We start from the raw sequence: 21,246 nt of genomic DNA on the forward strand, positions 1-21,246 counted from the left end.
CGAGATGGACGTCTGGGTCAGCGACTTCCTTGATCTTGTCAAAGAGGCGCATCTCACCTTCAAGGGCAAGTCCGATGGCGAAATCGCCTCTGGGGCTCTCAAGGGCTTCCTGGATGCGCGCTACGGCATCTGCGACGGATCGGCCTGCGCCGAGTTCTCATGGGAAGGGCACGACGAGAATGATCCGTACCGCGGTCGCGGATGAGCAACGATCGGCACTGTGGGCGGCCAGCGATTTCCACCTCGATCCCAAGGGGGAGTTCTTTGCGGCTGTAAGTCTCCCTGTCTCGCCAAGTTGAGCGAATCGCTCAATTTGGATCACGATCGGCGATTCCCCGGCCGGCAGAAATGTCCGGCTCTGCCGCATCAATGACTATGAAATCACCGCATTCGTGCAGCCCGACCAGCCCGGGATCGGCGGTCACCGCGTTGGCGAGATCGTCCCGCTGATGCTGAGGTGAGAAAGTGGAACTGGCGTCCCGCCGGCAGAGCGACGCGCGCCTGCCGCGCAATCGGTCCCTATGTCGATTGCGGCCTGGAAGGTCTTTTTCGATGATCGCGCGATCATTGGATGTTTTTGTGCTCTCGTCCGCAATTTTGGCGGAGTATCTTTCTTTTTTCTCCTCACCGTTGACATTTTTCTCTCGCCTTCCATAGGAAGCGACGACCTTGGGTATGCGGGCTAGTCGACGGATCGGATTTTTGGGATGAGCCACATTTCGCAGGCGCTTGCCGAGCGCGTCACCATTCCAACTCTGCAGCGGTGGAAGGGGGAGGGGCGGCGTGTCGTCATGACGACCGCATACGATGCGGTAACGGCACGGATCGCGGACCCCGTCGTCGATATCGTCCTTGTCGGGGATAGTGTTGGCAATGTCTGTCTCGGATTCGACAACACGTTGCCGGTTAGCTTGGCGATGATGAACCATCATCTCGAAGCCGTGGCGCGGACACGACCTCGCGCCTTGCTTGTGGCCGACATGCCCTTTCTCAGCTTTCACCTGCGTCCCGAGGAGACGATCCGCAACGCCGGAGGTTTCCTGCAGCGTGGGGCCGACGCCGTGAAGCTTGAGGGCGGAGCCAAGCGCGCCGAAATCGTACGCGCCTTGGTCGATTGCGAGATTCCGGTGATGGGCCATCTCGGCCTGACGCCGCAGAGCGTCAATGTTATGGGCGGTTTCAAGGTGCAAGGTCGGAACCCCGATGATGCCTTGCGTCTGCTCGACGACGCCCACCGTCTACAGGAAGCCGGATGTTTCGCTCTCGTTCTGGAAGGTATCCCGGCAGAACTCGCCGCCCGCGCGACCGAGACCCTGACAATACCGACAATTGGAATTGGCGCTGGCCCTCGTTGTTCGGGCCAGGTACTTGTGTTCCATGACGTGCTTGGCCTGACTAAAAGCCATCGGCCGAAATTCGTTCGCACCTATGTCGAGGGTTTTCCGCTATTGCAGGAGGCGCTGTCACGCTGGGCCGCAGATGTCCGCAATGGTGCATTCCCGACGCCACAAGAGTGCTATCGGCTTCCCGAAGGCTTGACTGATGCTATCGCAAGCTGGGCGCCTTCCAATCCAACCTGAGATAAAGCTCCAACATGCAAACAGTTACGATGGTCGCTGAGCTGCGGGCCGCTCTTGCAAAAGCTCGCAATTCGCACAAGCGCGTCGGCTTCGTACCGACAATGGGTTACCTGCACGACGGTCACTTGGCATTGGTCGAGGCGAGTCGTGCGCAATGCGACGTCACGGTTGTAAGTATCTTCGTCAATCCCACTCAGTTCGGGCCGAACGAAGATCTTGGTACCTATCCGCGTGCCTTTCCCCGGGATGAGGGGCTGTGCCGTGATGCCGGCGTGACCATTGTCTTTGCTCCGGATGCACAGGAGGTCTATCCGGCTCAGTTCGAGACCTTCATCGAACCCGGCGAACTCTCAAAACCCTTGTGCGGGGCTTTCAGGCCTGGGCACTTTCGCGGTGTCGCAACCGTCGTCTGCAAGCTGTTCAGCATGGTGCAGCCGAATGTCGCGTTTTTCGGACAGAAGGATTTCCAGCAATGCGCCGTCGTGCGTCGCATGGCAATTGATCTCAATCTTCCCATCGAGATCGTCACCGTGCCAACCATTCGGGAGCCGGACAGGCTGGCCATGAGCAGCCGCAATCGCTATCTCAATAAAGAAGAGCGCCGGCGGGCTCTTGCGATTAGTGGCGGTCTGTTCGCAGCCGAGGCCGAATTTCGTGCAGGCGAGCGCGAATGCGAGAGGCTTATTGCAATCGCCAGGCGGCATTTGGATGAAGTCGACCGGCTGCAATATCTCGAGCTCGTCGATGCCGACACGCTTCAGCCGGCCTCGAATCCTTTGAGCAATCCTGCTGCTCTGTGCGCGGCGGCCTATGTCGGCTCGACGCGACTGATCGATAACGTCATCCTTAAGGCGGAAGTGAGTCCGTAGTCCGAGCGAACGGGATCGACTGACGACATCGGAGCCCGACAGCTCTGGGAACAAGAGAGAGGCAACCAAGGTGCGCGATGCCCATTGGCAAGCTTAAGTGCGAGCGTCGCAACATCAAGCATAGTGTGAAGCAGGCGACCGATTGAGGGGCGGCCATACTGTTTTCTGCTCGCCCAATGGCGCGGGCCACTGTTGTAAGCAGGCTATGAACGGCTGAATGTCCTCCGCCTCGCAAGCCCCAATTCGGCCGGTCTTGTCGCTTGTGTGCATGACGGTGATTTCTCTGCCGCCCTCTACCTCGCCCTTTCTGCACCAGTTTTGCGGAAATGCAGCTCAGGCACCGCGCGGACTAAATTTGGTCCGCTGTATCATCCACATCGCTGAGCAACGTGAACGGCCTCGCCTTCGCCAAGCCAACCACAAAGGTAATATCTCGGCTGGCCCGCAGTGACCATGCTGATCGAACAGTTCGAGACGGATGATTGCCACCCTTTGACAGGCGAAGGCAGCGCTAGCTCCAAGCCACTGCCGTGAGATGCATGTTCTTGGTCAGTCTCGTTAGAATTCGTCGTGTATTGGCTATTCGGCGCAGGATTTAGGCTCAACTTCGTTGTTGATTGCACCAATCGAGATTGAATGACGCTTATAGTCAGCGATCGGCGAAGCCCTCCCAGTGGAGTGGCTGCTTCGTCAAAATCGGTGCACATCAAGCGATTGCGCACGGTATCCGTAAAAGCCGGAAGGCCTGGCGACCGGCCCAAGTCGCGCGCGGCGTGCGCACCTCGTGCTGCGCGCAAAGCGATGACGATCTAGTTAACGCCGACAGGAGGCGACAATGCGAAACAGCTCGCATGATTCGGAGCGTGGTTCAGCAAGGTGCTGTGCGATCTGCGGTGGACGGTTCGGTCTGATCCGCTACTACTGTTGGCGAACGGCTCTTTGTTCCAAGAAATGCGTCGACCGCTTCAGGCTTCGCCGCGAAGCCGATCATAAATGGCTTTCCTGGCTGCAAGCGGCCTAGCAGTTGGCAGCGTGTGCCACGCGGACGTTGAGGAAGACCACGTTCTTCTTTCTCGGATACCCCAGTCGTGATGCCGGATCATAGGCATTCGTTGCTGCAAACGACCTTGAAGGTCGATCCAGACCGGCTCGGAACTAAGATCGGCGCGATCTCTAACGCTCGGATCGCTACAAGATCTCAGGCCGGATGGAGATGCCTAACGGCGCAGACTATGAAATTCATCCTCGTAAATCACAGGACCCCGCACGGCGATAGGACCTGCAGCGGATGTTTTGGTCCTTAGGTCCAGGTTACGTGCGAGATGTGCGAACAGGGGGAGGATATTGCGACTACGATTGCTATCGACGCCGTCACCTTACAGACATTGCCTTCCCTTACCTTGTACCGCGAGCCTTCTTTAGGCGCGATAGGCAAGATCTCGTTCCCGTTGGGCTCGAGGCCTTGCTGACTGCAGCTTCATGTTGGCTTGAGGTCGGGGTCGCGACAATGTCATGGATCAATATGGTGGCATGTCCTGGCGAGCCCTCTTGGTCCAAAAGACCTCCCTCGGCTTAAGCTCGGAGGAGCCGTGGAGACCGCGCCTGGCAGATGGTGAGTGCAGCGTTGAACTGGTTGGACATTGAGTGAGCGCGCGGGAGGCAAGCCTCGACGGTTATTCGTCCGAGCTTGTTTTGAGCTCGGCCCAAGCGACGTCTGCGTAGCAAGCACTATCTTTCATTCTTTTTGATGACACAAGATGTGTGTAATTAAGTATTCACAACTTAAGAGAGCTTTTCAATTTTCCATCAGTGAGGATTTTCGATGAAGATACGTTTCTTGATCGCGCTGGGCTGTGCAGTACTCGTTGGATCGTCCGCCAACGCTTGGAATAATTTCGGACATATGGAGGCAGCTGCGCTGGCCTGGAGCCAGCTGACGCCTGCCGCCAAGCAGGAGGCCACGCGCCTTCTCAAACTCAATCCTCAATACGATGGCTGGATCCAGGGTGTGCCGGCGAGCCAGCGCGACCAGGTCGCGTTCGTCAAGGCGGCGACGTGGCCGGACCAGATCAAATCGCTCGGCGACTACCACAACGATGGCGACAGAAACGGCGATGTTGCGCCGCATACCCCCGAAGCGTCGCAGAATATCGGATTTGCCGATCACTTTCGCCACAAGTATTGGCACTTCATTGATGAACCGTTCTCGACGGATGGCACCCCATTGCAGCAGCCGCAATCGCCTAACGCGCAGACTCAGGTCGCGGTCTTCAAGAAAACGCTTGCGGATAAGACGGCATCGGACGACGTGCGCTCATACGATCTTTCCTGGCTGCTTCATCTCATCGGTGACCTGCACCAGCCGTTGCACGCGACCTCTCGCTTTACGCACGCCGAGCAGGATGGCGACGCCGGAGGAAACGACGTCAAGATCAGTTGCAGAAAATGCGGAAGCGCGAGGGAACTCCATGCGTTCTGGGATGGGTTGTTGGGACCGACCAGCGCGCGACCGCAGGATGCGATCGACGCCGCTGCGGATCTTCGGACGGTGGATAGCGGTTCGACGGATGAGAACGATTGGATCCAGGAGAGCTTCGAGATCGCCAAGAGTTCAGTGTACGCGCCGCCGATTCGCGGCGGCGACGGTCCGTACAAACTCACGCAGCCTTATCAGTCAAGGGCCCACAGGATCGCCAACCAGAGGATTGCACTCGCCGGCGCCAGGATTGCGGCGATCCTTAACGATGCATTTAAATGAGCGTCTGTGTAGGGGCTCGTGATAAGTTGTTGCGCACAATGGCCAAGCGTCCCAGCAGTAACGTTCGATAGGCGAGCATCGCGGCTAAACTTTATTCGTACGCACGGCTGCTTGCCGTATCACTTCGCGTGAGAACGAAGAATGCCAAGACGCATTGTGCTTCTTTCCATTGAGATGCACGCAAGCGCCTTCGGGAGATATGTCGCGAATGAAAAAGTGGTGCGCTTCCTGTTGTTCGGCAGCCGCTCTGGCATTGGTCGCTCGCGTTGGGCGGGGTCGCCGCTTCTGGAGGCGGCGGCCCCTTGCCGCGAAGGCGCCGGTTACGCGACACATCACCACCTCCGCGACCGCCACCAAAATGGGCGCGGTTAATGCACGGCGACAAAGAGCTTTGCTCGTTGATCTTACTAATCAAAGATTTTCCGCTATGCGATGCTGCGCGGTGCCGCGTGATCCGATATATTAGTAAACTCAGGACATTCGTTTATTTGAGGGATAGATGTCGCATTCGGTTGAGTTGATCGTCAACGGCTACGTCAGACTAAAGGATCGTGGCGCGCTGGAGGGTGTTCTTGCGCATCGGCGAGAGCTGCTGAGGCAACTAAGAAGCGTCACCGGCATCGATCCAAGTCGAGCCGTCGCGCAAGTAAGCCAAGAAATCGCAGTCATCGAAGCTGGACTTGCGACGATCGCGCCAGAGTGACGCGCAGGCGACCGCTCAGTGGGGCGTGAAACTTGGTGGGCTACATCGCTCCACGGCCTCCATGCCCATACCGGCTCAGCCGACGACGATTAGGGCGAGCAAGGTGATCCAGAGGCACGAGCCAGGCGGATCACGACGAGTGTCGGTAACTTTGCACCGCAGCGGGGTCGCCTGCGAGCCAATTGATCGCGTCGGTTGGCGCGCGACCCCGAGCGGAGATTCTCGGCAGTCCCCCGTGAAGAACGCGGGCGAATGGTGATTCAAGCGATCTTTGAGCCGGGGCGAGCACCAGGATGATGGCGCGCAAGAGCCCTGCGAGCCATCGCAGCAGCAGTCCGAAGTTGTATCCGACTGCGGCCAGAACACCGTTGATGCGGTCGCCAGCGCGGCCTATGAGATGGGTGCCGGTCCATGCAGTGCTCGGCCTTGAGGTCGCCGATGACGGGCTCGGCAGGTGCGCGACGCTTTATCTCGCGCCGGATGGAAGCTGTGACGCGGCGGACCTGACCCGAGATCCAGCCCCAGAACCGATGCGGGTGGTTGTGGCCGCGGCACCCCTTGTTGAGGTGGATTGCGGCTAGCCTCCACGCCGGTGAGCTTTTCGATGCCGCACCGTGGCGAACACACTCTCGATCCGATTCGAGGTGCGCAGATGAACCCAATGCTCGGCAGCGAAAGCGAGCAAGGCCTCACGATCCTTGATCAAGCACTCGACCGCAGAGGCGTATTGGGCGCGGTATTTCTCGACGAAGGTGTCGATCGCGGTTTCGGCTTTCGCCCGGCTCGGTGCTAGATAGACGTTCCGCGGATCGTTCTTCATCGCGCCCCGCACGGATTTGGCGACCTTGTCGAGCATGTTGCTGACTTTGTGGCACCAGCACCGCTGGTGTCGCGTGCCGGGGAAGACTTCATCAAGGGCCTTCCAGAGCCCCAGCGCGACGTCACCGACCGCCACTGCAAGAGCGATCCGCTGGCCGCGCTGCTTCACATCGGCCAAGAGCTCACGCCAACCCTGGGCGCTCTCGCGAGTGCCCACCTGGAAGCTGACCAACTCCTTGCGGCCCTCCGGCGTCGCGCCGACCAGCACCAGGATACATTCGCTGTGATCCGCCATCCGGACCTGCAAATAAACGCCATCGGCCCAGAGATAGACGTAGCGCCGCGCCGACAGATCACGACGCTGCCAACGCTCGTACTCGGCCTGCCAGTCGGCCGTCAGGTGTGTGCAATCACCGACGGCGACAGGTTCGGTGCATCCTTGCCGAGTAGCGCCGACAGCGCGTCCTGGAAGTCGCCCGTCGAGATGCCGCGCAGCTATGCATCCGTCACTTAAGCTGACGCGTATCCATCGTGGCGGAGGTAGTTTTGGCATTCCAGCGGGGAAAAGTCGTCGATGAGAATGCCGATTCTGCGCCAGAGGTCATCGACGGTTCGCTCTGCGGCCTTTCGTAATCCGGTCTTGAACTTGGCGAATGCCAGCTCGATGGGATTTAGATCAGGGGAGTAGGGCGGCAGGTATAGGAGTTTCGCGCCCACCGCCTCGATCGCTTCGCGCACACCGACGACTTTGTGGCTGGCAAGGTTGTCGATGATGACGGTGTCGCCTTGCGACAGGGTCGGGGCGAGCACCTTCTCGATATAGACGCGGAATGCGTCACCGGTCATGGGGCCTTCCAGCACCCAGGGCGCGACCAGACCGTCACAGCGCAAGCCGCAGGTGAAGGTTGTGGTCTTCCAATGTCCCCACGGAGTCTTGCAGACCAGACGCTGGCCCCTTCGACACCGTCCGTAGACACGGACCATCTTGGTATTGGCGCCCGTCTCATCGACGAACACCAGCTTGGTGGGATCGAGGCTCGCCTGGCTTGCCTTCCAGCGTTCACGCGCCTCGGATACGTCGGCCCGATCCTGTTCGGCGGCGTGCAGCGTTTTTTTGAAGGTGATCGCGTGTCGCTTGAAGAAGCGGCGAACCGCAGCCTCCGAAGTCTTTAATCCAAGGCCTGCCAAGAGGCGCTCCACGATCGCTTCCAGCGTCAGGTCCGGTTCCGCGCAGGTCAGGTCCAGCAGCCAAGCCGCATGCAGCTCCAGCGGGGAGCGGCTTTTGCCGCCCCGCGGCCGGGGGTGAACGCCGCCGGTTTGGCTGTGGAGTTGAGCCCAGCGAACGGCCGAGGCCGCGCTCACCTTGAATCGCTCCGCGGCCTGTCGCCGCGAGGCTCCCGCCAAAATCTCTTCGACAACCCGAGACCGAAGATCGTCCGAATGCGCCGCCGTTCCCATGTCCAGCCTCCGAATCAGAGACCACATGGACTCACGCCAAATGCCTCGCTGGAAGCCGTCCCTCGATCACGTTTGATTCACCTCAGTTGCCGGATGCTCTAGAGCACTGGCAGCAGGGCATCCAGGCTCTTGCGCCGCGTCCACAGCGGCAGGATCGCCGACCAGATTGAGAACCACGCCGTCCTTCGGAAGCGTGATCTTGAATATGACGCCTTGCAGACCCGCCGGGGGCACGCTGCCCTTGAATGCTCTTGCGATGGCGATGTCGGTCGTCCAGGAGGCGATGGTTTCCGGCAGATGATTGTCGCGAGCAATTGCCAGACCCGATCCTTTTCGCGGGCCTCCTGTCGAAATGCGCTAGTCCGGGAGTGCTCAGGCAGCAAGGCCACGGCGGTCTTCAGGTGGTCACCGCGCTTAACCTTCTGGTCGTGGCTCCCGCCGCGCCGCCAATCCGATACGGTCTGGATGAGGTTGCGGGTGAAAATTTCGGTGGTCATGGGATGTTCCGGTCCCATCGCATCATATTGAAAAATGGACATTTATGGGCTGTTTTTGCATATGATGCTACAGCCTCGCTCCAGTCTCTCGACCTTCATCACGACCCTCCAATCGGAGGGGCGGATCTCGTTCACGCGAGCCGAAGCCATCGCCGCTCTGGGCATCACGGAAGCCGCCTTCCTCAAAGCCGCGGCCCGCCTCCAGAAACGCCACACGCTGTTCAATCCCCGACACGGCTTTTACGTTGCCTTCCCGCCGCAGTTTATGAGCTGGGAGGCGCCGCCGCCCATCTGGTACATCGACGCGCTGATGCGCCATGAAGCGTCCATATTATGCAGGCTTGCTCAAGGCGGCCGAACTGCACGGCGCCTCGCATCATGCCGTGATGGAATTCCAGGTCGTGACGGATAAGCAGTTTAGCAAGATCCGCGCGGGGCGCTCTTGGGTTACGTTCTATTTCCGCAAGGATCTGGAGAGCGTCCGCGGGGGCATCGTCGAACGCAAGGCAGATACGGGAAAAATTAAAATATCCTCGCCCGAACTGACGGCGCTGGATCTCTTTCGCTACATGCATGTGGCCGGTGGCATCGACGCCGTTGCGACCGTTCTTGCCGATCTCGGGGGAAAACTCGATGGCGAGCAACTGGCAGCGATGGCGGCACACTTTGAGCGCGCTTGCAGCCAAAGGCTCGGAGATATGCTTGAGCGGCTCGGACAGGCCAAGCGCGCGCAGGCTTTGCACAATCACCTGTCCTCCGCGCAAGCGCTGCCGCGGGTGACGCTCGAACCAGTAAAGCGCGGCGCAAAGGCTTCGCCGCCGAAACCCATTGAGCGCAATGAGCGATGGCACGTTGCCGTGGAACGCCACCCGGAGGTGGATGAATGATGCCGACGCCAAATATCGTCGCGTGGTCAAAGATCGCACCATGGGCCGAGCCGCGGCAAGTCGAGCAAGACCTCATCATCGCGCGGGCGCTCGTCGAGCTGTTCAGCGATCCATTCCTGAGCAAGGAGCTTCGGTTTCGCGGCGGTACGGCGCTCAACAAGTTGCATTTCCCAAAGCCGCTGGGTACTCCGAGGATATCGATCTGACCCGCACCCAGGAGGGCGCATCAAAGCCCATCTGGGACCGCGTCCACGTCTGTTTTCGGTCAGCTTCTCGAAAGCTAGCCCTCGTAGTTGTGATCTTCAGACCTTGTGGACGTGAGGCTGGCGTGGACGCAAACAACTTCAATCCATTCGACGTGTCGGGCCGGCCGGAGGCGCATCACGCCACATTGCAACAACCGCAAGCGGGACAGGCCGGGCAGGAGGACTTTGAGCGCCGCTTGGTGGAGGTGCGCCAGACTGATGTTGCTGCAGCCGCGGGCGCGACTCCAGATTCCCGCTATCCTCATCTAACTGAAAAAGACCGGACCCTAATCGAGGCGGTAGCCGAGCATTTTGCGGGAAATTTACAATCGCACACGGTCGGCAATTATACTTGGGCTCTTCGCGCACTGGGAAATCATCTTGCCTCTCGGGGCCAGACCATTGATGCGCTTGATCACGATTCGTTGGTCTGGCACGCTAGTGCGTTCTTTCCCACTGATGGATCAATGGGTAACGCATTGAGCGCATTGAACGCGCTTCGCAAGTACCGCGAGCCCAAGGCTTCAGATAGCTCCCGACGTTATGCTCCTTCTTTGGAGGATGCGAGCCTGATCGACTCAGCCATCGGTGCAGCTGCTGCGCGCCGAAGATGGACGCCTACTACCGCGGTGAACTATGAGAGTACTCTTCGCAGATTGGCGAAATCTCTCGAGTCTCAGGGGCAAACAATTGCTGCACTCGATCACAATTCCCTGGTCGCTCACGTTAAACAGTCCTTCGGGGATAATGGGAATATGGCTTCCGCGCTGGAGGTGCTTCGCGAGTGCCGTGAACCCGATATTTTGGCTGCTCGCGTCCCTCGTCAAAGGGATGAGTATGTTCCCTCTATGGAAGACAAGGCTCTCATCGATAGTGCGGTTCTTGCCAGTGGACGCCCCGAGCATACCGTCAAACACTACACCGGCAAACTTTACAGGTTTGCGGGAGTGCTAAAGAACGACGGCCACGGAATTGCCAAGCTGGATCACGAGTCCCTAATCAGGCTTGCGAAAGGCCTATACTCACGCAACAAGAATTTAATCACCGGGTTGAACATCATTCGTGATTACCGCAACGCGCAGGGGCCCGCCGGCGCGGGAAGCGTGCAGTCGCCGGTGCAAAATGTTAATTCACGGGAGCTTTTGCTACGGCTGGATGATCAACCCGCTCCCGCGCGGTCTATGTACGATTCGGCGGAGCTTCGGGGTGTCGCGGATCAAACTGGCCGGCTGCCGGCTGGAAGTTTGGACACAGCAGAGCTTATGGCGATGCTGGCTTCTCCTACCCGTTCGCCGGGAGACAGTGTTGATCAGCCAAGCCCAGCCTTCCGCTCGTCAGTCCAGGCTGTCGCTCCTGATGAGATTGCGCCGGCAGGGGATCGAACTGGCCAGCTGCCGGCTGAAAGTTTAGACCCAGTAGAGCTCTTGGCGATGCTGGCTTCACCTACCCCCTCGCTGGGAGACGGTGTTGATCAGCCAAGCCCAATCTTCCGCTCCCCAATTCAGGCTGTCGCTCCTGATAAGATTGGGCCGGCAGCGGATGGAACCGGCCGGCTGCCGGCAGAAAGTTTAGATACAGTAGAGCTTTTGGGGGTGCTGGCTTCACCTACCCATTCGCCGGGAGACAGTGTTAATCAGCCCAATTCTTCGCCCCTGTGGAACATGGGGGAGGCGACCTCCGGCCCGGTATTCCTCCCGGTTCACGCCCCACTTACGGCGCCGAATCTAGATTCGTACCTTCCCCTGGTCTGGCAGACGCCTGCGGGGTGGGATGGACCCTGGTCGGGACCGTCGTCGCAGTCGGATCAGTCTGCCGGGTCGCAAACGGTGAGTTACGACCAGGACGAGCTTTGGCGCGATGCGGAGCAAGCCGGATGGCGGGCGCCTGCAGGATGGGACGCCCCGCAGTCGGGACTATCGTCACAGTCGGATCAGTCAGTGCGTTCCGACACAACTTGGGCGCCACAGATGCCGTCCAACTTTGATTGGAATCTATTTCCGGAAGGCAGGCTAGCTTGGCCACCGTCCACCCCACAGGAGTTGGGAATCGACGCTAACCTTCTGCCGGCATTTCTGAGCACAACCTCCGATGCGTTGAAAGCGCCGTCCCCCGACCGCAGCGGGCGGGTGCTCGACACTCGGGAATGGCTGGGCGACCGGCATATTCTGCGGGACTACGAACTGCTGATGCAGGACTTGCAGCGGAGCAATCCGGACCTTGCCGCCCGGACGCGGCTCGTCGATCCCCTCATCGCCCACTATCAACTGCGCCTGGGGCCTGAGGACGTGATGCTCGCCACCTTCCAGCGCATTGTAGAAGTGGATGGTAACGATACAGCCGACTTCCTGTTCATGCCAGTGAGCGACGCCAGTGCTTCGGATCCGGCTCGCCGCGGCACGCACTGGTCGTTGCTGTTCGTTGATCGTCGCGAACGGGAAAGGCCAGTCGCCTATCACTACGACTCTCACGGGGGGCAAAACGACGGGCTTGCAGAAATGCTCGCACAAAGGCTGACTGCTCGTCTGGAGCCAGTCCGCATGGCCCAGCAGCGGAACGACTTTGATTGCGGCGTCTTCGTGGTGGACGGCACGCGGGCACTGGTTAGCCGATTGTCGGAAAGATGGCAGCCGGCAGGCGAGCTGCACCTTGACAACCTCGTCGCCGATCGGCTGGCATTGCGAAACAGATTACGGGGTTGACATCAGCCTCTGCCGCTAGAGCTAGTGCGGCGCGGCACGAAGTTCTCGGAGATCCCGTCGTGCGGGAAGTCGATCAGGATGTCGATATCCCTCCACTCGCGCCGCACATCGACTTGGTTGAAGTCCGTCAGATCGGCATCAATCAGCGACGGTCCCTGCGCCCGGGTGTCGGCCGACAATATCTCGCTGGAATTTTCGCAACAGAAGGTCGCCAAGCCCGTAAATTTCGCCTGGATCGAGCAGGTAGGCGAAGAAAATTCGTAAGCGCTCCTTTCTACGCACCTATGCAGTTGAGCGCGGGGATGGGATGAGGTGTCCACCATGAGCGAGGTGGACACCATCGATGATCACTCCAGAAGAACCTTTGAGACTTGAGACGGTCGGCGTGTTGTGCAATGGCCGGCGTCGCTATGATCCGGCCAGCAAACAGCGACTGGTCGAGGCCTGTCTGCAGCCTGGCGTGTCGCTGGCGGGGCTGGCGTTGCAACACGGCGTGAACGCGAACCTGCTGCGCAAGTGGGTGGCCAAGCGACAACTTCAGAACGGGGATGACCAGCCGGAGGCGCGGGCGCCGATTGCGCCAGCTTTTATTCCGGTTTGCGCGACGGAGCGATCCTGTGCAGGGCGGCTGACGGCATCGATGCCCAACGGCGTGACGCTTTCGCTGGAAGGCGGCGACGCGCAGTTGCTGTCGGCGGTGATTGAAGCGCTGGGGCGTTGCGATGTTCCGACTGGCGTCTGATCTTCGGGTCTACCTTCACCGCGAACCGATTGACTTCCGGGCGGGCATCAACAGCCTGGCGATCGTGGTGGAGCAGTCGATGGGGCTGGATCCGTTCCAACGCGCGGTGTTCGCGTTCTGCAATCGTCGCCGCGACCGGATCAAGCTGCTGATTTATGATCGGTCAGGATTTTGGATGCTGCTGAAGCGGCTGGAGGCCGACAGATTCCACTGGCCCCGAAGTCAGGAGGCGGTGCTGACGCTGACGATGGAGGAGCTGCACTGGCTGCTTGACGGCATCAACATCGCGGCGATGCGTCGTCATCCGGTGCGGCAATATCAGAGCGTGGGCTGAGCGTGTTCGATGCGGGCGGCGTCATCGGGCTTCGGCATGGCCGTTCTCAGATGACGCCGCCGAAGACATGACGAAGACATGGGAGCCCGGTTGACGCGGCGGCATGACTTCGATTCAAGACTACGATGAGTCGCAAGCCCACGACGCACGAGCTGGAAGCCTTGATCGCGGCGCTGAAGGCCGAGAACGAGAAGCTCGCGCAGCGCGTGACGCACCTTGAGGAGCAGTTGCGGCTGGAGCGGCTGCATCGCTACGCGCCACGCAGCGAGAAGCTCAAGGATCGCATCTTCAACGAAGCCGAACAGGCTTCCGCCGAAGAAGGCGCGGAACAGGACGATCTCGAACCGGCGGTCGTGCCGGATACGGGGCGGCCGGAGGGTGAGACGCCCGCGCCGAAGAAGCGCGGCCGCAAGCCTCTGCCGGCGGATCTGCCGCGCCAGCGTATCGAACATGATCTGCCCGAGGACCGGAAGGCCTGCCCGTGCTGCCGGAATCGGATGCACCGGATGGGCGAGAACGTCACCGAACAACTGCATATCGAGGTGAAGGCGACAGTGCTGCAGCACGTGCGGTTCAAGTACGCGTGCCGTCACTGCGAGCGCACTGCGCTGAACACCCCGATCGTGATCGCACCGATGCCGGCGCAGCCATTGCCGGGCAGCGTCGCCACGGCTTCGACGCTGGCGCTCGTGCTGGCCAACAAATACGTCGACGGCACGCCGCTGTATCGTCTGGCGGACGCGCTGGCACGCGCCAACGTCAGCGTCGGCCGCGGCGCCCTGGCCAATTGGGTGATCCGGTCGAGCGAATTGCACCTGCAACGCGTGTATGATGCGCTGAAGCAAACGCTCCGGTCGCAGCCTCTGATCCATGGCGACGAGACGTGGGTCAAGGTCCTCAAGGAGGACGGGCGGGATGCGCAGACCAAATCGTACATGTGGGTCTACCGCAGTGGCCAGGACAGCGCCCAGCCAGTCGTGTTGTTCGATTACCAGCCCGGTCGCGGCCAGGAGCATCCACAGGCCTTCCTGGCCAGTTGGGGCGGCCTGTTGATGAGCGACGGCTATGACGCCTGGCGCACGCTCTCCGGTGTCACTCATCTTGGCTGCATGGCGCACGCGCGCAGGAAATTTACCGACGCGCTCAAGGCGATGAAGAAGCCCGGCGGCCTCTCGTTGCAGGCACTCAGGTTCTTCGAGGCATTGTATGAGGTCGAGAGGCTGGCGCGCCAGACGCCGCCCGACGGCAAAACGCGCGCCGAATACGCCTTGCGGCTGCGCCAGCAGCACAGCGTCCCGGTCCTGGCTGCGTTCAAAAATTGGCTCGACGATCAGGCGCCGAACGTGCTGCCCGAAAGCCTGACCGGCAAGGCCATCGCCTATGCCCGCAACCAATGGGATTATCTGGCCCGCTACGCCAATGATGGCCTTGCGCCGATCGACAACAATGTTCTCGAACGCGACATCAGACCCTTTGTGACCGGAAGAAAAAACTGGTTGTTCAGCGACACCGTCGCCGGCGCAAAGGCCAGCGCGGTGATCTACAGCCTGGTGCTGACATGCCGGGCCTGTGACGTTGAGCCCTACGCCTGGCTATGTCACGTGCTCGCTGAACTGCCGCAGCGTCCGCCCGACGCCGACATCGAAGACCTGTTGCCATTCAACTTTGCCAAGCACGCAGAGACCGTCAACCCTGGCTGATCGCCTTAAAGCCAACAGGGACACTCCACCAATCAAAATCCCCGCCCTGCGCAGACGAGGAGATGATGCTGCACCGTGCGTCAAAAAGCGCGCTTACGAAAATTCGAATGCCGGATTTCATGCCGCTCGATTGCCAGCGCCCGGAAGATGCTGGGCTCGCGCATGGCCAGTTCGAGTCTCTCAAAGTCAGGATCGGCGATCGCGGCGGCGAGACGCGCTTCCATGTCAATTTTCTCGGTCGCTGTATCAACCCTCTCCAGTTGTAGGCACGAAACTGAGCATCGATCCGGAGACGAGCATTTCCGAGGTGGCGCGGCGCAACAGAGAAATTGATCACGACGCGCTGAGGCACGCGGACACGATCCACGGCCAACGTTGTTAAGAAGCCAGCGGTACCGCATTCAAGATCGTGGTGGGATTTTCGTCTCGCGTTCTCACTCACTCACTCACTCACTCACTCACTCACTCGTTCGCTTGCTGAGGCGGATCGAGAAGATCAAGCGCTGTCCTTATCTGCTCAAGCTGACGCTCGATCTTCTCGCGCTGCTCATCGTCTTGGGTAGAATCAAGTGCCTCAATGAGATTCTGCTTTCGGGCAAGCAGATTTTCAATGACCGTCGTCATCGGATCGCCGATACAGCTCGCGATTCACCGCGCGATGCTTCCTCTTTTTCACCTTTGATCCAGTGCGTCCGCTCGCCGCGGTAGGAACCCGTCGCAATGCTTAGAGACCACTCGATAGGCCATGCGGCGTTCGGGGGCTCGCCGTTGCGAAAAGGCAGCAGCAGCGCCGCAAGTAAACCGTAGAGAGGGTCGACCTGACGCATAGTGCGCTTAGAAGAACGACGCTATTTGCTCAAAGAAGGTGGCGGCGTCTCCTTTGTGCGCGTTGGCAATATCGGATAATCGATCTTGGGTAGACGCCCACTCAGTGAATTAAGAAACGCGACAATATCGTTATTCTCCTTCTCGCTGAGTTTGGCGCCGAGCTGTACTTCGCTCATGATTCCTACGGCTTCCTTGAGAGTCCAAACTTGCCCCGAATGGAAGTAGGGAGCTCGCAGGGCGACGTTGCGCAATGGGGCGACACGGAACACGTATTCGTCGCTGGAAGAATTGGTGACTGCGAACCGTCCCTTATCGGCGGTAGGAAGCAGTTTGATATCGGGCTTTTCGACTACACCAAACGGGAAATAATCCTGGCCGCCGATATTCAGTCCGTAATGACAGGAGGCGCATCCTTTGTCCATGAACAGCTTCAATCCCGCCTTTTGCTGATCATCCAGAGCGCTGACATCTCCATTCAGGTACTGGTCGAATGGAGCCGCCGGTGTCGTTAGCGTAGCTTCAAAGGCCTCGATCGCTTTCGCGAAATTGTCGAAGGTGACCGGCGGTGTATCATTCGGGAAGGCTTGCTTAAACTTACCGACATAACCCTCCATCGAGTTCAACGTGCTTGTCACGCGATCCGGGGTCGCATTCATTTCGGCGCTCGCCTGAACAGGTCCCTTGGCTTGTGCCTTGAGATCCGGCGCGCGTCCGTCCCAGAATTGCGCGGCATTGAATACCGAATTGTAGACGGTTGGCGCCCGACGGGCTCCCTTTTGCCAGCCGTGACCAACCGAGGTCGGGCCGGCGTCGACCCCGCCAGTACCAAGATTATGGCACGTGTTGCAGCTGATGATCCCGCTCGCCGAGAGGCGAGGGTCGAAAAATAGCATCTTGCCGAGTTCGGCCTTCTCGACAGTGACAGGATTGTCCTTAACTGCGGGGATAGCAGAGGGGATCGGTTTGAAAACTTGTCTGGCCGCCGTCATCAAATCGTCGTTCGCAATAGCATGGGATGAAACCAGCACTAGAACGATAGCAATAGACATCTTGCGCATCACGTGACACTTCCGATTCTTTCGGGCCGCAACCGAACAACAGTTCTTCGGAAGGGCTACTGCTCCTTGATCGCTCCCAATTATGCAGAAATTGAGCCGGGCCTCGCGCGTGAATGGATGCAGTGCGCTTCTACTCGATGTCGGCTTCGCGACACGTTGGTGGAATAGCCTGCACTAAAGTTGTGCCTTTTTGCGTTGGAGGAGCGGGGCTCGTCAGCTTTGCGTTGGAGGAGCGGGGCTCGTCAGCTTCTCGACAGCCAAGCGGGGTAGGCAAGCCGATCTGATTTAACTTCGGACACGGAAGGTTGGTGTGGACCTAAACGATTCCAATCGATTCGATCCAGGTCATTGGCAGGCCGACGATGCCATGTTGCAACAACAGGAAGAGGGGCGGTCCAGATCAGAGAACTTTGAGCAGCACTTGCACGAGGCGCGCCGAGCCGACTCTCTTGTTTCTAGAGAGGTGACCCCTCAAGATCGATACTTTCCTTGTCTATCGGACAAAGATCATCGCCTCATCCAGGACGCGGCACCAGATTTTGCACGCCAGGGTCTGCGACCGAGAACCGCTGCCAATTATGCGCGCGCCCTTCGTAGATTGGGCAATCATCTCGGGGGACAGGGCCAAACGATTGATGGGATTGATCACAGTTCGTTGGTCGCTCACGCCGAAAGGGCTTTTCCACGCGACGCGGAAATGGTTTGTGCCCTAAACGCCCTCCAGGCGCATCGCGATCCCAGTGCTCCATCAGGGAAGCGTCGACGTACCGAACTTTCCGTGGAAGACACGAGGCTCATCGACGAGGTGGGCCAGGCTGAGATTGCGCACGGCAAGCTGACAGCAGAAACGTACCAGCGTTACGCTGCGGCTCTTCGTAAATTGGGAAAGCGTCTCGAGGAGCAAGGCCAAACGATCGCTGGAGCCGACGACAATTTCCTAATCACCTACGCCAAGAAGTTTTTTCCGCGTGACGCGGACATGAGGACTGCGTTGAATGCCCTTCGGAGGTATCGCGACGCCAATGCATCAGTTGACAATTGTCCGCGTATTCAAGTCTCGGTGGAAGACGCGGACCTCATCGACGGCGCGATGCGGGCAGCTGCTGCGCAGCGGAGCTGGAAACCGAACACGGTCGTAGTGTATGTTAGGGCTTTGCGCAAGCTCGCGAATCTTCTCGGACCTCATCAAACGATTACTACGATCGATGACAATTCCCTACTCGCTCACGCTAATAAGTCATTCCCGAATAGCTGGACGATGAAGACAGCGTTGGAAGCCTTTCGTGCGTATCGTAACTGCGAACCTTTAGCTGATGCCGGTTCCCAAGGTCCTCGGGCCTCTCGGAAAGGTGGGCCTGTTCTCGGTGATGTGACGCTCCCGCAGACGACACTCACCGCCGAGTTGACCATGACCGGAGATTACCGAAACAGCCTCGAGCAAGCCGTTTCGTGGCCGGGGGACTCTCGGCCGACGGGTGGACAGGTTCCCCATTCGCTCGCGCAGCCTGACGATCCGGAGGAGATTTGGCAGGGGTCGGAACAAGCTATCCAATTGCCAACTGAAAGTTGGGGATCGGCGGATTTTTGGCAAGGCATGCCCTCGCCATCCAATTTGCTAGGGCCCACCGTGCGCGAGCCAGAGCCGACCGTCCCATCGCAAGTGCAAGCCGACGATCCGGACGAACTCTGGCGTGGACCAGAACAAGCTATCCAGTTGCCAACCGACAGTTGGGGACCGATGGATTTTTGGCAAGGCATGCCCTCGCCATCCAACATACCTGGGCTCACCGTGCGTGAGCCAGAGCCGACCGTCCCATCGCAGGTGCAAGCCGTCGATCCGGAAGAACTTTGGCCTGGACCGGAACAAGCTATCCAGTTGCCAACCGACAGTTGGGGATCGCCGGATTTTTGGCAAGGGATGCCTTCACCATCCAATTTGCCAGAGCTTACGGTGCGAGAGTCAGAGCCGACCGTCTCATCGCAGGTGCAAGCCGTCGATCCGCAGAAAATTTGACGGGGCCGGAACGAGCGACCCAGTTGCCAACCGGCAGTTGGGAGGACGACCAATTTTCGGCAAGGCCTGACGGTTCCGTATTCGCCGGCTCGCGGCGTTAATCAGGCAGGCGCCGGCACGGTTCTAGGACCTCAAGGCCCTGTCGAATCCGAAAGCCTCGTCCCACGGCCGCGGCGGATGATCGCTTGCTCCCCCGAGCGGCTGGGAGACGAGCAGGTCCTGGAGGATTACACACTCCCGCAGCAGGAGTTGCTGAGCAAAGCAACAGCCGAAGCGTTATGAATGGTTCCTTGTAGATGAACGACCACAGCAGTTGCGAGCGCGAAAAAGCGCACCTCCAAACTCCCAACGCGCGCGCAATGCGCGCTTCAAGTCTCATATCTGGGAGGGGATAGCGATCCTCCCGTTTCGTCAGGTCTCCATCGCCAATGTCGGTTTTTGGACACCCGCCGATCGCACTTTGAGAGCAAGACATTCGTTGTTTTAGCAATCAGTATCGTTGCATGACGCGGAGCTTGCCGTAAGCTTACCTGGCGTGAGGACGAATGCGTGTGAAATGAAAATTTCAAGGGAGTGGCCCGTTAGATTCGTAAAATTCGTTCCCCATTAGAACGGGGAACTGTCCCCGTTGCGCACGTGACGCGTCAAGCGCGCCACGCAAGTGCGTAGCATGCGCGGGCCGGCCGCGATCGGGCAGACTGAATTCCCTAGAGCGTCCCCGTGTCGCGGAGTGGTCTCCGCACGGGTCTCCACTAACACGCGCAGATAGCGTGGCATTCAAAAAAGCATTGTAAGCCACTTGGCTGGCTTCCTTTGGGCCAGAATACTTTTGCGCTCCAGGTTGCGGTAGTTGGGTCGAATCCCGACGTCCAATCGGCCCTCGTTGACGGCATCGCTCACGGCGGGTGTAACGTCCGCGTAGCTCAGATCCTTTCCCCTTTGGCGAATGTGTCCCATTTCACAGCAACCGCAATCCTTCGCGAGGCGTCGAGGCGTGGAGATCCGGTCGGAGCTCTGCATGCGGGTGACCGTGCCCGGCTTGGATCAGCGCTGATGCGTCTGGCCAGCGTTGACTGATCAAGCTTGAGGCGCTTGCCTCACTCGCGGATGAGAGCGTGGTATCGGCGGGCGCGCAGACGAGCACAGACGCCGCCGCGATTCAAAGTAGCACGATCCGCTCGCCGGTGACGGCGGACATAGTTCGTCCGCTATCCTCCATGATTGTTTCCTATGGATGGTCACTAACGAAAAGCCGCTCCGTGAGCGATGAACATCTCAAGGCGCGACGTTAGCGTCCAGCCTCGGCGGTACGAAGCATATCAACCCTCGTCGCGTGCTCCAGATGTCTATCTTGCTTGCGGCAGCTGATCTCGATTTGTGAGCAGAGTGCGGAATTCGGCAGCCAGTCAAAAGGCCGCTCCAGCATGCAGACGAAATTGTGGGGACAAGTGATCCTAGCGAGTGCGTGCGTTGTGCCCCGAGAGAGCACGGCGAGGATTTTAGAAAAGCTTATGGGACGATAAGCAAGAGTGCTCCTCTCCTGACTGTCAGAAGATTGAAGCTCTTTTCGACTAACAAGAAAGACGTTGGCTGATGATCGGGAGCTTTACGACAAGGTCGTAGGTGTTCAGCCGGTGAGAGTTTTCAATCGTGCAATAAACGTCGCGTCTGATGAAAAACTACAAAATCGGATTATCTCCAGCGTAGGAAAAATAGTTCGTCTTCGACTCGCGCCGTCGAGTGTTCTCTGAGACGATAATCATGACGCGATGATGCCAGCAAGGGACGCGCATGATGCGCAACAATAACGTGGACGGGGTGAGTGATTTGACCAAGCCAACGGCTTGCCGATGCGTTTGTGTGAACTTGTGTTGGCGCGGCTGAAATGCGCGCGCTCGGATAGTGTCCGAGACGATTGTAACGCTTCCGAATCAATAGCCTAAACGACGACGACGAACAGCACGTGAGCCGCGCCCGTCTCGACGGGCGCGACAGCATGATCTCGCCTGCCTGAGATCGTCGCTCTTCTCCACGCAAGCCTAATTCTTGAGGAAC

At 59.1% G+C, this 21,246-nt stretch carries 17 protein-coding genes and 3 pseudogenes; 12 read left to right on the plus strand and 8 right to left on the minus strand.

All coding sequences use genetic code 11. The features are described from left to right. Window positions 1-4: 4 nt before the first annotated feature. Window positions 5-202 (plus strand): annotated as a pseudogene (locus tag NLM32_RS09580) (hypothetical protein); the annotation flags it as partial. A gap of 106 nt (window positions 203-308) precedes the next feature. Here NLM32_RS09580 and NLM32_RS09585 read toward each other — a convergent pair. Beyond that, window positions 309-716: a hypothetical protein gene (locus tag NLM32_RS09585; RefSeq protein ID WP_254128794.1), complete on the minus strand. Its 408-nt coding sequence runs from the start codon at window positions 714-716 to the stop codon at window positions 309-311. Between NLM32_RS09585 and panB the strand changes: the two genes are divergently transcribed. From panB to NLM32_RS09605, 4 genes are all read left to right on the plus strand, one after another. Then, window positions 708-1,580, plus strand: a complete 873-nt coding sequence (gene panB / locus NLM32_RS09590; protein WP_254128795.1) for a 3-methyl-2-oxobutanoate hydroxymethyltransferase — start codon at window positions 708-710, stop codon at window positions 1,578-1,580. The genes NLM32_RS09585 and panB overlap by 9 nt on opposite strands. Before the next feature lie 14 nt (window positions 1,581-1,594). Then, window positions 1,595-2,449 (plus strand): pantoate--beta-alanine ligase, encoded by an 855-nt coding sequence (panC, locus tag NLM32_RS09595; RefSeq protein ID WP_254128796.1) that lies wholly within the window; start codon window positions 1,595-1,597, stop codon window positions 2,447-2,449. Window positions 2,450-4,271: 1,822 nt separating this feature from the next. Continuing rightward, on the plus strand, window positions 4,272-5,207 hold the full coding sequence (locus NLM32_RS09600; RefSeq protein WP_254128797.1) for a S1/P1 nuclease: 936 nt from the start codon (window positions 4,272-4,274) through the stop codon (window positions 5,205-5,207). A gap of 499 nt (window positions 5,208-5,706) precedes the next feature. Next, window positions 5,707-5,910, plus strand: coding sequence for a hypothetical protein (locus NLM32_RS09605; RefSeq protein ID WP_254128798.1), 204 nt, complete (start codon window positions 5,707-5,709; stop codon window positions 5,908-5,910). 283 nt (window positions 5,911-6,193) lie between these two features. Here the strand turns inward: NLM32_RS09605 and NLM32_RS09610 are convergent. From NLM32_RS09610 to NLM32_RS09620, 3 genes and pseudogenes are all read right to left on the minus strand, one after another. Further along, window positions 6,194-6,482, minus strand: a pseudogene (locus NLM32_RS09610) (IS5/IS1182 family transposase); the annotation flags it as partial. A gap of 11 nt (window positions 6,483-6,493) precedes the next feature. Then, window positions 6,494-7,282 (minus strand): annotated as a pseudogene (locus NLM32_RS09615) (IS256 family transposase); the annotation flags it as partial. Then, window positions 7,240-8,187, minus strand: coding sequence for an IS630 family transposase (locus NLM32_RS09620; RefSeq protein WP_254128800.1), 948 nt, complete (start codon window positions 8,185-8,187; stop codon window positions 7,240-7,242). The pseudogene NLM32_RS09615 and the gene NLM32_RS09620, both read right to left, overlap by 43 nt. An 814-nt stretch (window positions 8,188-9,001) precedes the next feature. On the opposite strand from NLM32_RS09620, the gene NLM32_RS09625 reads away from it, so the two are divergent. The 3 genes from NLM32_RS09625 to NLM32_RS46070 all read left to right on the plus strand — a co-directional run bounded on the left by NLM32_RS09625 (window position 9,002) and on the right by NLM32_RS46070 (window position 12,515). Then, window positions 9,002-9,571 (plus strand): type IV toxin-antitoxin system AbiEi family antitoxin, encoded by a 570-nt coding sequence (locus NLM32_RS09625; RefSeq protein ID WP_254128801.1) that lies wholly within the window; start codon window positions 9,002-9,004, stop codon window positions 9,569-9,571. Then, window positions 9,568-9,777 carry a hypothetical protein gene (locus NLM32_RS09630; RefSeq protein ID WP_375143543.1) on the plus strand — a complete coding sequence of 70 codons (210 nt, stop codon included), beginning with the start codon at window positions 9,568-9,570 and terminating at the stop codon, window positions 9,775-9,777. The genes NLM32_RS09625 and NLM32_RS09630 overlap by 4 nt, the downstream gene beginning before the upstream one ends. A gap of 122 nt (window positions 9,778-9,899) precedes the next feature. Beyond that, window positions 9,900-12,515 carry a Ulp1 family isopeptidase gene (locus NLM32_RS46070; RefSeq protein ID WP_254135268.1) on the plus strand — a complete coding sequence of 872 codons (2,616 nt, stop codon included), beginning with the start codon at window positions 9,900-9,902 and terminating at the stop codon, window positions 12,513-12,515. Window positions 12,516-12,517: 2 nt separating this feature from the next. Here NLM32_RS46070 and NLM32_RS09640 read toward each other — a convergent pair whose 3' ends face one another. Then, on the minus strand, window positions 12,518-12,856 hold the full coding sequence (locus NLM32_RS09640; RefSeq protein ID WP_254128802.1) for a hypothetical protein: 339 nt from the start codon (window positions 12,854-12,856) through the stop codon (window positions 12,518-12,520). 2 nt (window positions 12,857-12,858) lie between these two features. Between NLM32_RS09640 and NLM32_RS09645 the strand changes: the two genes are divergently transcribed. The 3 genes from NLM32_RS09645 to NLM32_RS09655 all read left to right on the plus strand — a co-directional run bounded on the left by NLM32_RS09645 (window position 12,859) and on the right by NLM32_RS09655 (window position 15,291). Beyond that, entirely contained in the window at window positions 12,859-13,257 is a 399-nt protein-coding gene (locus NLM32_RS09645; protein ID WP_254128299.1) for a transposase, read from the plus strand. Further along, window positions 13,238-13,591 (plus strand): IS66 family insertion sequence element accessory protein TnpB, encoded by a 354-nt coding sequence (gene tnpB / locus NLM32_RS09650; protein WP_027584880.1) that lies wholly within the window; start codon window positions 13,238-13,240, stop codon window positions 13,589-13,591. Before NLM32_RS09645 ends, tnpB begins: the two co-directional genes overlap by 20 nt. A gap of 125 nt (window positions 13,592-13,716) precedes the next feature. After that, complete coding sequence (locus NLM32_RS09655) at window positions 13,717-15,291, plus strand: IS66 family transposase (protein WP_254128803.1); 1,575 nt, start codon at window positions 13,717-13,719, stop codon at window positions 15,289-15,291. An 80-nt stretch (window positions 15,292-15,371) separates the two neighbouring features. Here the strand turns inward: NLM32_RS09655 and NLM32_RS09660 are convergent, their stop codons facing one another. The 3 genes from NLM32_RS09660 to NLM32_RS09670 all read right to left on the minus strand — a co-directional run bounded on the left by NLM32_RS09660 (window position 15,372) and on the right by NLM32_RS09670 (window position 17,177). Then, the gene (locus NLM32_RS09660) at window positions 15,372-15,515 is read right to left on the minus strand and encodes a hypothetical protein (protein WP_254128804.1); all 144 of its coding nucleotides are present in this window, start codon (window positions 15,513-15,515) and stop codon (window positions 15,372-15,374) included. Window positions 15,516-15,753: 238 nt separating this feature from the next. Further along, window positions 15,754-15,915 carry a hypothetical protein gene (locus NLM32_RS09665; protein WP_254128805.1) on the minus strand — a complete coding sequence of 54 codons (162 nt, stop codon included), beginning with the start codon at window positions 15,913-15,915 and terminating at the stop codon, window positions 15,754-15,756. Window positions 15,916-16,139: 224 nt separating this feature from the next. Beyond that, a complete protein-coding gene (locus NLM32_RS09670) occupies window positions 16,140-17,177 on the minus strand; it encodes a cytochrome-c peroxidase (protein ID WP_254135269.1) in 1,038 nt (345 codons plus the stop codon). Window positions 17,178-17,487: 310 nt separating this feature from the next. Here NLM32_RS09670 and NLM32_RS09675 point away from each other — a divergent pair, with 310 nt between their 5' ends. Continuing rightward, window positions 17,488-19,191, plus strand: a complete 1,704-nt coding sequence (locus tag NLM32_RS09675; RefSeq protein ID WP_254128806.1) for a hypothetical protein — start codon at window positions 17,488-17,490, stop codon at window positions 19,189-19,191. Window positions 19,192-21,246: the final 2,055 nt, after the last annotated feature.

It is taken from the genome of Bradyrhizobium sp. CCGUVB14 (assembly GCF_024199935.1).
Lineage (GTDB): Bacteria > Pseudomonadota > Alphaproteobacteria > Rhizobiales > Xanthobacteraceae > Bradyrhizobium.